This window comes from Bilophila wadsworthia ATCC 49260, assembly GCF_000701705.1.
In the GTDB taxonomy this organism is placed as follows: domain Bacteria; phylum Desulfobacterota; class Desulfovibrionia; order Desulfovibrionales; family Desulfovibrionaceae; genus Bilophila; species Bilophila wadsworthia.
On the sequence record NZ_JNJP01000004.1, the window covers coordinates 142,151 to 154,092 of the forward strand.

11 protein-coding genes, 1 tRNA gene and 1 pseudogene are annotated in these 11,942 nt (G+C 58.0%); 6 read left to right on the forward strand and 7 right to left on the reverse strand.

Going from position 1 to position 11,942, the window contains the following annotated elements:
* Positions 1-35: 35 nt before the first annotated feature.
* The 5 genes from T370_RS0103455 to T370_RS0103475 all read right to left on the reverse strand — a co-directional run bounded on the left by T370_RS0103455 (position 36) and on the right by T370_RS0103475 (position 4,877).
* Positions 36-2,186, reverse strand: a complete 2,151-nt coding sequence (locus T370_RS0103455) for an acetate--CoA ligase family protein (RefSeq protein ID WP_029434754.1) — start codon at positions 2,184-2,186, stop codon at positions 36-38.
* A gap of 95 nt (positions 2,187-2,281) precedes the next feature.
* Entirely contained in the window at positions 2,282-2,497 is a 216-nt protein-coding gene (locus tag T370_RS0103460; protein WP_005030613.1) for a 4Fe-4S binding protein, read from the reverse strand.
* 3 nt (positions 2,498-2,500) lie between these two features.
* Complete coding sequence (locus T370_RS0103465; RefSeq protein ID WP_029434755.1) at positions 2,501-3,049, reverse strand: 2-oxoacid:ferredoxin oxidoreductase subunit gamma family protein; 549 nt, start codon at positions 3,047-3,049, stop codon at positions 2,501-2,503.
* A 5-nt stretch (positions 3,050-3,054) separates the two neighbouring features.
* Entirely contained in the window at positions 3,055-3,801 is a 747-nt protein-coding gene (locus T370_RS0103470) for a thiamine pyrophosphate-dependent enzyme (RefSeq protein WP_005030605.1), read from the reverse strand.
* 5 nt (positions 3,802-3,806) lie between these two features.
* Positions 3,807-4,877, reverse strand: coding sequence for a pyruvate ferredoxin oxidoreductase (locus T370_RS0103475; protein WP_009381148.1), 1,071 nt, complete (start codon positions 4,875-4,877; stop codon positions 3,807-3,809).
* Between the two features lie 607 nt (positions 4,878-5,484).
* Between T370_RS0103475 and T370_RS0103480 the strand changes: the two genes are divergently transcribed.
* Complete coding sequence (locus T370_RS0103480; protein WP_005030601.1) at positions 5,485-6,798, forward strand: MFS transporter; 1,314 nt, start codon at positions 5,485-5,487, stop codon at positions 6,796-6,798.
* 433 nt (positions 6,799-7,231) lie between these two features.
* On the opposite strand, the gene T370_RS0103485 is transcribed toward T370_RS0103480, so the two are convergent.
* Together T370_RS0103485 and T370_RS0103490 are read right to left on the reverse strand one after the other, a co-directional pair.
* A tRNA-Met gene (locus T370_RS0103485) sits at positions 7,232-7,308 on the reverse strand.
* A 117-nt stretch (positions 7,309-7,425) separates the two neighbouring features.
* Complete coding sequence (locus T370_RS0103490; RefSeq protein ID WP_005030599.1) at positions 7,426-7,728, reverse strand: DUF4911 domain-containing protein; 303 nt, start codon at positions 7,726-7,728, stop codon at positions 7,426-7,428.
* Between the two features lie 190 nt (positions 7,729-7,918).
* On the opposite strand from T370_RS0103490, the gene T370_RS0103495 reads away from it, so the two are divergent.
* The 5 genes and pseudogenes from T370_RS0103495 to T370_RS25895 form a co-directional block, all read left to right on the forward strand.
* Complete coding sequence (locus tag T370_RS0103495; RefSeq protein WP_005030597.1) at positions 7,919-8,371, forward strand: Fur family transcriptional regulator; 453 nt, start codon at positions 7,919-7,921, stop codon at positions 8,369-8,371.
* 81 nt (positions 8,372-8,452) lie between these two features.
* Positions 8,453-9,403 carry a symporter gene (locus tag T370_RS0103500; RefSeq protein ID WP_029434756.1) on the forward strand — a complete coding sequence of 317 codons (951 nt, stop codon included), beginning with the start codon at positions 8,453-8,455 and terminating at the stop codon, positions 9,401-9,403.
* Between the two features lie 94 nt (positions 9,404-9,497).
* Positions 9,498-10,301, forward strand: coding sequence for an META domain-containing protein (locus tag T370_RS0103505; protein ID WP_029434757.1), 804 nt, complete (start codon positions 9,498-9,500; stop codon positions 10,299-10,301).
* A gap of 255 nt (positions 10,302-10,556) precedes the next feature.
* Positions 10,557-11,696 carry an ABC transporter substrate-binding protein gene (locus tag T370_RS0103510; RefSeq protein ID WP_016360456.1) on the forward strand — a complete coding sequence of 380 codons (1,140 nt, stop codon included), beginning with the start codon at positions 10,557-10,559 and terminating at the stop codon, positions 11,694-11,696.
* Positions 11,697-11,829: 133 nt separating this feature from the next.
* Positions 11,830-11,942, forward strand: a pseudogene (locus tag T370_RS25895) (branched-chain amino acid ABC transporter permease); the annotation flags it as partial.

Consider the following 11,942-nt stretch of genomic DNA (forward strand, 5'->3'; position numbering starts at 1 on the left):
CGGGAATCCCGGCCCTCCCTCAAATCCGTTTTCCGTCAGCGCGCCTGCAGCACGATGCGGGCATCCGCCACGGCAAGCCCCTTTTCCCAAGCGAACACGGGGTTCAAATCGACCTCCGCGATGTCGCGCAGTTCGTCCACCATATGCGAAATCAGGCAGGCGGCTTCCGCCAGCGCTTCCAGATCGCAGGGCTTGCTGCCGCGGGCGCCCTGAAGCATGGCAAGGCCGTTGATCTCGCGCACCATCCGGCGGCAGGAGGGCATGTTCACCGGCGCCACACGGAAGGACACATCTTTAAGGATTTCAACAAAAATACCGCCAAGACCGAACATGACCGTAGGCCCGAAGGTGCTGTCCCAGCTTGAGCCGATGATGCATTCCACGCCGCCCTTCAACATGGGCGTCAGCATCACGCCGAAGATATTGGCATCGGCCTTGTAGTTGCGGCCGTTGGCGACCAGACGCTCGAAAGCCTCGCGCGCAGCCTCGGCGGATTCGATATTGAGGGCCACGCCTCCGGCATCCGTCTTGTGCAGGATGTCGGGGGAAACGATTTTCATGACGGCCTTGCCGCCGATCTTTTCCCACATGGCCGCCGCTTCGTCGGCTGTAGCGGCCAGATAATGCGGGGCGAGATCCACACCGTAGGCACGCAGCACTTCACGCGCTTCGGTTTCCACCAGATTGACGCGGCCTTCCGAACGCACGCGGGCAAAGATGGCTTCGGCCTTTTCCCGGCGTCCGGCGGGCAGCTCGGGCGGCACGGAACCGGCCTCTTCCAGAAGGGCGGCGCGGCGCTCGCTGTATTCCACAAGCACGCCCATGGTGCGGACGGCTTCATCCACAGCCCCGAACACGGGCACGCCCTGCTCGCTGAGGTATTTCAGGCAGTCGGGCTGCTGGGGCTGGTAGATGGAGTGCATGACCACGGGCTTGTCGCCCTTCCGGATGCGCTCGGCCATACTCTTGGCCACATCCATTTCCAGCACGCGGAATTCTTCCGACAAATCGGCATACCCGCCGTACAGACCGACAATGACGATCCCGTCCACGTCCGGATCATCAAGAAGCACCTCGAGACAGCGATCGAACACCCACATGTCTCCTTCGGGCGTACCCGCGAGGTCGACGGGGTTCTTGATGGGGCAATGCGGCTTGAGTATGGCACGCAGCTTTTCCTGCGTGGCCTCGGAAAGCACGGGCGCTTCCAGGCTGTTGGCCTCGCAGAAGTCCGTCGCCATAACGCCGTGCCCGCCGCCGTCGGTAAGGACGGCTATGCGCTTGCCGTGGGCGGGTTTGCACTTGGAAAAGGCTTCCGCCGCATCCAACAGCTCGTTGGGGGTGTTGACGCGCACCACTCCGGCCTGCGCCAGAGCTGCATCAAAAATCCTTTCGCTACCGGCGAGGGAACCGGTGTGCGAAGCGGCGGCGCGGGCTCCGGCGGCACTCCGGCCGATCTTGATGGCGGCGATGGGCTTGCTCACCGAGGTACGGCGGGCGGCTTCAAGGAACTTGCGCCCATCCTCCTCGTTTTCCACCCGCAGCCCTTCCATATAGAGGAGCATGACCTTGGTGTGATCATCCTGCTCGATATACCGGACAAAGTCATTGAAGCGGACATCCATCTGGTTGCCGATGGTGGCCCAGCAACTGTAGCCCATGCCGCGCTTTTTGGCGTTGAAATTCAGATCGATGCCGAAGTTGCCGCTCTGCAGCACGAGGCTCATGGGGCCGGGGGCAAGGTCGATGATGCTCGCGTTCAGGCTGACCGCCGAACTGTACATCCCCATGCAGTTGGGGCCCATGATGCGCATGTTGCCCTTGCGGGCGATCTCCAGCATCCGGCGTTCGATTTCCTTGCCTTCGGGACCCGTTTCGCCAAAACCGGTGGAAACGACGATCCCGGTCTTCACGCCCTTCTCCACGCACTGCTCGATGATGGACAGGATGTGCTTGGGCGCGATGGCGATGATGGCAAGATCCACTTCGCCGGGAACGGACAGGATATCGGGGTAGGTCGGCTGGCCGAGGATTTCGCCGCCGGAGCGGGAAATCAGATGGATTTCTCCCTGAAACTTGTTGTCGATCAGGCTTTTGGCCGTCCAGTAGCCGTATTTCTTGGTGTCCGAGGAAGCACCAATGAGCGCTACGCTTTTGGGACGGAACAGAGGAATAAGGTCGGACATGATGCTCTCCATATAAGCGTTCTCTGTGACCGGCATTCCGCCATTGCGGAACCTGAGAAGACTTCTCCGGAAAACTCCGGAAAAAGCGTTCCGCGCTACTCTTCCACAACGCCGACGGCGACATCGGGACAGACCACGCCGCAGATGTTGCAGAGCACGCACTTTTCCGGATGCGCCCGTTCGATATAATTGTATCCTTGCCCGTTGATTTCCGTACCGATGGCCAGAACCCCCTTGGGGCAGGCATCCACGCACAGGCCGCAGGATTTGCAGCGGCGGGCATCGATCACGTGAGTCTTGGTCTTGCTCATGGCTTATTCCCCTTTCCCGGCGGCTTCATAGCCAGCGTTGAAGGCTTTGATGTTGAACTCAAGCAGCTCGGGCTTCTTCCTGCCCATCGTCTCCTCGAGCACGGCCATGATCGTTTCGCGCTTCAAGAGCTCCGTCTTTGCGATGACGGCGCCCAGCATCACCATATTGACGCTGCGTACCGATCCCACTTCCACGGCGATTTCGGAGACGGGCAAAAGGATCTGCGTGAAGCCTTCGGCCGTGCCCGGATTCTCCACCAGCGAGGCGTTGGTAAACAACATGCCGCCGGGGGCCACGCCGTGGAGGCACTGCTCATAGATGGACTGGCTCAGCGCCACGGCGATGGTGGCGTCATTCTCCACAATGGGGCTGCCGATGGCTTCGTCGGAAATGATGATGAAGGCAGTGGAGTCGCCGCCGCGCTGCTCAATGCCGTAGGTCTGCGTCATGACGACCTTCAGGTTCTCCCTCATGGCGCCCTCGCAGACGAGTTTGGCCATCAGCGCAGAGCCCTGCCCGCCCGATCCGGAAAACATACATTTGACCAGCATGATTTCTACTCCATTTCGCTTTTGAAGACCTGAGGCTTGAAGTAACCGAGCATTTCTTCGGAGCACCATTTATAGGAATCCTGCACGCTCTTCTTCAGGCCTGTGGGGCACGGGACAATGACTTCGACGAACGAGTAGCCGAGGCCTTTCACCTGGCATTCAAAAGCCTTCTGGATACTCTTTTTGGCGTGCATGATATGCTTGGGCGTGGCCACGCTTTCACGGGCGAGGTACTTCACGCCGGGCATTTCACGCATCATTTCGGGCACCAGCAGGGGATAGCCCTGCCAGGTCACGTCGCGGCCCTTGAGCGTGGTGGCGGTCACCTGACCGTCCAGAGTCGTGGGGGACATCTGGCCGCCCGTCATGCCGAATACGGAGTTGTTGACCATGATCGACGTGATGGGCATCCCCTTGTTGGCCGCGTGCATCAGGTCGCCAAGGCCGATGGCGCAGGAGTCTCCGTCGCCGCAGTAGGTGAACACGATGTTGTCGGGACGGCAGAGCTTGTAGCCCACCGCGAACGAAGGGGAACGCCCATGCGTGGCTTCAATGGCGTCCACATCCATATAATGGTGGGAGAAGCCGCCGCAGCCGATGCCCACAATGGCAATGGCGCGTTCGCGGATGCCCAGCGTTTCAATGGCTTCAGCCACCAGGCGGGTGACGATGCCGTGACCGCAGCCGGGGCAGTAGCTGGTCAGCTTGTCCAGATTCAGAGTCTTGCCGTATTTCGCGCTGAGATTTTGCATTCCGATTACTCCTCCAACAGACGGTTCACTTCAGCGGTCATTTCCGCGAGGGTGTACATGGGCATATCGCCGCCGGTCTTGCCGAAGAAATGCACCGGGACGCGCCCGTTCACGGCAAGGCGCACGTCATCCACCATCTGACCGTGGTTCATTTCGACGACAAGGATCTTCTTCAGCGTGGAAGGCAGGTTCTCGAACGCCTTATCGGGGAAAGGCCACAGCGTGACGGGACGGATGCTGCCCACCTTCTTGCCCTGCGCCCGCAGATTGGCGACCAGATCCTTGCACATGCGGCCATGAATGCCGAAGGCGACAACGATAAGTTCGGCGTCCTCAGTGTTGCTTTCCTTCCACTGCTGCTCCTTGGCGCGGATGGTCTCGTACTTGGCGCGCAGGTGCTCGTTCATGACGTAGCCGTCCGCGTGGGAATAGCTGCCTGTGATGAGCGCGCGCTTGGGATGATCCTTGGTGCCCGTATAGGCCCAAGAGGAAGTATCGTATTCCGCCGAATAATCATGATATTCCGGCAGAACCGCCGTTTCCGTGGTCTGGGCGGTCACGCCGTCGAACACGAAAAGAACCGGAGTGCGGTAGGTGTAGGCAAGCCGGATCCCCTCAGGGACGAGATCCACGATTTCCTGACCGTCGGAAGGTGCGAGCACCGGCACATGGTAGTCGCCATGCCCGCCGCCGCGGGTGGACATGTAGTAATCGCTCTGCGCACCCAGAATATCACCGTCGCCCGGGCCCACACGCATGGAGTCGAGCATCAGGCAGGGCAATTCGGCACCGCACATGAAGGAAATGGCTTCCTGCATGAGCGTCATGCCGGGCCCGGAACTGGAAGTCGCACACAACATGCCCGTACAGGCCGCGCCCGCCAAGGCGCTGGAAACGGCGAGCTCGCTTTCCATCTGCAGCATCTTGCCGCCGTACTGCGGCAGGATGACGGCCATACGCTTCATGACGTCGGTCGCGGGGGTAATAGGGTAGGCAAAATGAAATTTAACACCACAACGCGCCAAACTTTCCGCGAATGTTTCCGTGTTTTTTAAGAACATGGTCTGCTGAGTCATACGCACCTCAATGGCAATCACAGTGTCGTGAATGGAACTAAAAACATCAGCCTCAGGCCCGTGAGCCTTTTTTCAGGATGCTTGCATAAACCGGGGAACCGAATCTTTTCTTAAAAACATACCGTATAATGGTATTATATACCATTTATTTCAGGTTAGACGCACTGTATTTCTATGTCAATAGGGGAACCGACTTTTTATGTTCAAATCTCTCATCTGTTCTCTTTTAACGAATGGTATAAATATATTATGAAACATTTATTTTCTCAGAGCCATAGCCGCCCTCTTCTCCGGTGCCCGCATATTCCACAAACAGCAGACATCGGCAATCCTATTCCGTTTTCATGCCCGTTCCGGTTCCGTCTCCCGGACAAGCTCCCTTCGCAGGCTTTCTATAATCATAGTATGCTCTATTTTTTGAGTAAAAAAACACAGCAAAGCTCTTTTCCTGCTTTCATGGGCTCGCCGTTTTTTTCTGAGGGTGATTGACATATCGGCAAAATACGTTTTATATTTCAGTACGACATACCGTAATTCGGTTTATTTTGCTTCTTAACAGGCTAAGGGGATGTAAACCTTCACCACTCTCTTTAAGGAGAACCACGGCATGAGTGGAGCAAGACAGATCAGTTTCGAAGATGCCCCGTTTTCGGCCATTCATAAAAAAATCACCGCCGGCACCTTCATGGGCCAGATCAGCGACGGCTACACGCTGGGCATTGTCGGCATTTCGCTCAACTATGCTATGGAACCTCTGGGGCTTACCAGCTTCTGGATGGGGCTCATCGGTGCCGGTTCCATGTTCGGCATCTTCTTCGGCAGCCTTCTGGCGGGCATCACGGCGGATAAAATCGGCAGACGGCCTCTCTACGCTTCACTCATGCTGCTGACGGCCATCGTTTCCGTGCTGCAATTCTTCCTCTCCGATCCGCTGCTCATCGCCATAGTGCGCTTTGTCCTGGGTATGCTCATCGGCGCGGACTATACGGTGGGCATCCCACTGCTCAGCGAATGGGCTCCGGCCAAAAAACGCGCGGGCATCCTGGGGTGGCTGCTGGTCTTCTGGACCATCGGCTATTGCATTTCGTATATTGTCGGCTTTTTCATGGACGGTTTTGTCGCCGCCTTTGGCAACGACGGCTGGCGTCTCGTGCTCTGCACTTCCGTTGTGCCCAGCCTGATCGCCCTCGTCATCCGCTTCGGCACGCCCGAATCCCCCCTGTGGCACATCGCCAAGGGGCGCCCTCAGGAAGCTCTCGCCAACATCCATGCCTATCTCGGCAACCAGTATGGACTGCCTGATCGCGGAGAGGAAAAGCCCGCTTCCACTTCGTGGTTCGCGCTGTTCGCTCCTGAGCAGTGGCGCAATACGGTGGTGTCCGGCGTATTCTTCTTTGCCCAGGTGCTGCCTTTCTTTGCCATCAGCATCTTCCTGCCGCTGGTGCTCACCAAGATGAATATCCAGAACCCCAACGCCTCCGGCGTGCTGTACAACGTGTTCACCCTCATCGGCGTGCTCGTGGGGCTCTGGATATACGGCATTGCAACCCGCCGCGCTTATCTGCTCTGGACTTTCTACGTATCCGCGGCGATCCTTACTGTGATGATCCTGTGGACCTCAATGTCCCCGCTCGTCGCGCTCATCATGATCACCGCCTTTGCCCTGGTGCTCGCGGCCTCCATCGTCCCTGAATTTTCCTATCCCGCGGAGCTGTTCCCAACGGAACTGCGCGGCTCCGGCGTAGGCCTGACCATTGCCATCAGCCGTTTCGGCGCGGGCGGAGGCACCTTCCTCCTGCCCATCGTGAGCGAACAGTTTGGCATCCATATGGCCCTCTGGTGCTGCGTGATCACCCTGCTCTTCGGCGGCATCATCTGCCACATGTGGGCACCTGAAACCTCCGGCAGAGGCAAAAAATAGCCCCCCGACCAAGGGCAATTCGGTTTGGCTTTGATCCCGGCCACTCCGAATTGCCCATTTCATCAAGAATGACCCTCTAAATGTGGCGTTCTCTTTTATTCAGGCAACAGATGAAAGGTTGCGAAGAGATCGACAAACGGGCGGCTCCGATGAGGAACCGCCCGTTTCGTTTATTCTGTGATCACTCTGTGCCGGATTGTGCGCCATTTTGTCCAGATAGCGATCAAAAACGATCGCTCTGTGCCAAACGCCGCAGCACTCCCCAAGCGTTAAATCAACATAACCACGTGCCGCACAAAGGGATTCAAACCGTGTACCGAATACCCCGCTGTACTGAACTGATCGCTACCCCACTCGGTGCCAGCGGCACATCAAAAACATGAATGCACAAAAAAAGCCCCTATGGATACTATCCATAGGGGCTTGAATTTTCTGGTTGCGGGGGCAGGATTTGAACCTACGACCTTCGGGTTATGAGCCCGACGAGCTACCGTGCTGCTCCACCCCGCGACATGCGACAAAAGGGAATATAGGGGCCGGATTCCCGTTTGTCAAACATTTTTTCATCTTTTTTCTCAAAAAGAGAATAAAACGACACAATGCACCCTGAATACTGGTTTTATTTCGCTAAGCCATACCGGATTCCGAGGGTTCGGCACAACATGCCGCGGCAGGCCACGGGCGGACAGTTATCGGCAGTACCGCGGCGATGCCCTCAAGAGCGGAACGCGCCTCCGTATGCTGATGCGGAGAAAAGAACACTTTGAGCAACGCCTCCGCGCGATCGAGCACGGTAAAACTGGCGATGTTGTCATACCCCTCAAGGAGGAAACGAAACATCCCCACATGCTGCGGCGGCACGGAGACGAGCACCTTGTCGCTGTATTCGGGAACGGGAAGCCGGATGGGGCGTCTTTTTTTCTTTTTCATGGGGCCCGGTGTAGCCTATGCTTTTCGGGGACGCAAGGGCGGAACGGCATCCCCACGGGGCCCTTACCCATTCATCTCAACTCTCAATCCACTTATAATGATATAAAAAGGCGCTGGGGAAAGGGCTCCCGTTGCGATAGCGTATGAACTAGGCTATAGTCCATTCCTGCAATCCAACCCGAGGTGGCGCATGTTCAGTGAAGACAGACCAGTAGGCAACCCCGCTCAGATTTTTCGTTCCTTCTTGAAAAACAAGGGGCTGCGTAACACGCCTCAGCGTCAGCAGATCATGGAAGTGTTCTTTAATGAAAGCGGGCACCTGACGACCGAAGAAATCTATGACAGAGTCCGCAAGGAAGATCCTTCCCTTGGCCAGGCCACCGTCTACCGGACCATGAAGCTTCTGTGCGAGGCGGGGCTGGCCCGTGAGGTACGGTTTGGCGATGGGTTGGCCCGCTATGAGCACGCCGCCGACGCCCACCACGATCATCTTATTTGTGAAAACTGCGGGCGCAACATCGAAGTCGTCGACTCGCAGATAGAAGAACTGCAGGACGCGCTGGCCCGCAAGCACGGTTTCAAACCCACATTTCACCGGCTGTATCTCTACGGCATTTGTCCAGATTGTCAAAGAAACCGCTGATACGCGGCGATGCGGCACTGACTGGGCCGGAGGGGTTCCTTCGGCCTTCTTGTTTTTCCCTTTCCAAGGGCGGAGTCTCTCATGCGTTCACGCGATCTCGTGATGATCGTCGTTTCCTTTCTCGCCATGCTCGCCGGAAGCTTCCTTCCCGGTCTGGCTGAACCGCTAGCCCCCTTCCCCCGCCTCTGCCTGATTGTCCTCCTGTATCTCGGTTTCCTTTCCGTCGGCACCGAAGCCCTCTTCATCCATACCCGCCTTATCCCCGGCACGGTAAGCGGCCTCGTGCTCATCCGTCTGTTCGCGTTGCCGCTCCTGTCCTTCTTCCTTTTCAAACTGCTCATGCCGCAGTTCGCGCTTGGCGCCCTCCTTGTCGGCGCCGCATCCATCGGTGTGGTAGCTCCGATCTTTTCCATTATGGTCAATGCGGATACGGCCCTCGTCCTTGCGGGCAACCTCCTCTCCTCGCTCCTGCTCCCTCTGACATTGCCCATGCTTCTTTATATAGTAGACAGTTTCATGACGCTGTCCGGTTTCGGTCCCATGAACCTGCCCGCCCACTTGTCCCTGTCCGGCATGACGCTTTCCTTGTGCGTCACCATTATTGTCCCCTTTGCCGGTGCGTTTCTGACCCGCAAAGCGCCCCGAGTCACCGAGTATATCCTCAAGCACCAGTTCCCCGTGTCTGTTTCCACCATCGCACTGTCCACACTGGCTATTTTTAGCAATTACTCGGGCGTGCTCCACCAGTCTCCTTCGCTTGTCGTCAAGGCCCTTGGGGCCGCCTGCCTCCTTGGGGCCGTTATGATGGCCGGCGGGCTCTTTCTGCCGCGGTCCATGCCCCCGCAACGCAAGCTCGCCTTTCTGATCAGCTACGGAACCATGAACAACGTGCTCATGCTTATCGTCAGCCTCGAATTTTTCTCAGCCTCCGAATCCATCATGGCCGCCATGTATTTGCTCCCCCTGAACGCCCTCCTCGTCTACTATCGCGCCTTGAGCCGTTCATGGGGGCTGGAGCAGGCTGCCGGATAACCGGCTTGCCACCGTTCTTTTTGCCCAGTACAAAAAGCCGGGGCATATTGTACGCCACCTTTAATTATCCACTCCATTTTTAATGAGGCCATTCATGAAAAACATTCCGTTGCTTTCACGCGCGCCGCGCTTTTCGCACATGCTGCTGGCCGTTCTTGCATCCGTCGTCTTCGGCGGCTGCTCCCCGTATCAGAAGGCGGCTCCCCAGCCCGAACCTACGGTTCCGCTGACGGGCATGGTGACCTACCGCGAACGTATGGCCCTGCCTCCGGATGCGGAACTGACCGTCACCCTGCATCGCAAAACGAGTGACGGGCGTATGCTGGTCGCCGAGGAACGCGCGTCCACGGAAGGCCGCAATGTCCCTCTGCCCTTCAGCATCGCCTGCCCCGCCGCGGATTCCTCCAGCATGAGCTATGAACTGGAAGCCGCCATTTCGAGCGGCGAAACGACCTTGTTCGCCACCACGAGCCCCCTCATGGTGCATCCCGGAGACGCCGACATTATGGTCCTGACGCACCGGGTCATGGACGCCGCGCCTGTGACCGACGGCCTCGCGGGAACCCGGTGGAAACTGGTGGAGCTGAACGGAAAACCGGCCGAAGTCTACGACAACCAGCCGGAACCGCACCTGCTCTTTAATCCTGAAGGCGCGCAAGGCCGGATCTCCGGTTCCGACGGCTGCAACAATCTCATCGGCAGTTATACTCTCCAAGGCGATCGCATCGGTTTCTCGCAGCTCGGCTCGACCATGATGCTTTGCCCGAAGGGAGACGCGCAGGCGCGGGCCCTTGCTCAGGCGCTCGCCGGAGCCACATCCGTTTCGCATTCCGGGGACACGCTCGATCTGTGGAGCGGCAAAACGCGGGTGGCGCGCTTCAAAGCCACGGCACTCTAGCGAAATTTTTGGAAAAGGAAACAAATCCGAAACAAGACTGACGCACAAGGGGAACTTCCGGCCCTCGGATTGTTCGGATAGAAAGGCCGCAAGGCTTATGGTTCCTCGCAAAAAGCTCCTTTCGGTTGCGAAAACGTGATTTTTCCTATACTCAAAAACAATCTGTTACCGGAGCACTTTTTCGGTAAGGCAGCCGATCATCCCGAGCCGGAACTCCGTTTCTGGCGCAACAACCTTTTCTGGAGGATGGAAGACATGAAACTCGGCACACTTTTGAGCATGGCCGCAATGGCCGTCATGGGCATGGGCCTCGCCCTTCCGGCACAGGCCGCCGATCCCATCAAAATCGGCGTCTATCTGCCCCTGACCGGCCAGAACGCTTTCGGCGGGCAGCTTGAACTCGAAGGCATCCAGCTCGCCCACAAGCTCAAACCGACCGTCCTCGACCGCCCCGTCGAACTGGTCGTCGTCGACAACAAGTCCGACAAGGTCGAAGCCGCCAACGCCGTGAAGCGCCTCACCGAACATGAAAAGGTGCTCGCCATCATCGGCACCTACGGCTCCTCCCTCGCCATGGCCGGCGGCGAAGTCGCCGAACGCGCCAAGGTGCCCGTCATCGGGACCTCCTGCACCAACCCGCTCGTGACGCAGGGCAAGAAGTACTACTTCCGCGCCTGCTTCATCGATCCCTATCAGGGTGCCGCCGCCGCGACCTACGCCTACAAGAACCTCGGCTACAAGAAGGCCGCCGTCCTCACCGACGTCGCCAACGACTACGCCGTGGGCCTCTCCAACTTCTTCAAAAAGACCTTTAAGAAGATCGGCGGCGAACTCGTTGCCGACATGAAGTACAGCTCCGGCGACCAGGACTTCACCGCCCAGCTCACCGAGCTCATCAGCAAGAAGCCCGACATCGTGTTCATGCCCGCCTACTTCGCCGAAGGCGCCATCATCATGAAGCAGGCCCGCGAACTCGGCGCGACGTTCGTGCTCATGGGTGCCGACGCCATGGACAACCCCGATACCCTCAAGATCGGCGGCAAGGCTGTGGAAGGCTTCCTCCACACCACCTTCCCCTATGACGTCAACATGGAAAACATGAGCGCCGAAGCCAAGACCTTCACCGATGCGTGGAAGAAGAACTTCCCCAACAAGGATCCCAACGTGAATTCCGCGCTCGGCTATAACTGCTACAATATCATTCTGGACGCCCTCACCCGCGCGGGCAAGGCCGATACCGAAGCCCTGACCGCCGCTCTCGCCGCCACCAAGAACCTGCCCACCGCCCTTGGCGTGCTGAGCATCAATGAAACCCATGACGCCGAAATGCCCGTGGGCATCATCAAGTACATGGACGGCAAGCGTAAGTACATCGGCGACGCCATCGCTGAATAGCTCTGCCTCAGAATGCGGGAGGGGGAAACCCTCTCCCGCCTGCGGATGTTCGGCGACAGCGGCACAGGCTGCTGTCGCCGTCCTGCGGCTGTTCCCGCGGGTCTTGTCGAAACTTTCGGATAAGGCAGGCACTATGAGTCTGGACATGTTCTTCCAGCACTTCTTCAATGCCCTGACACTGGGTTCCCTGTATGGCCTCATCGCCATCGGGTACACGATGGTGTACGGGATATTGCGGCTGATCAA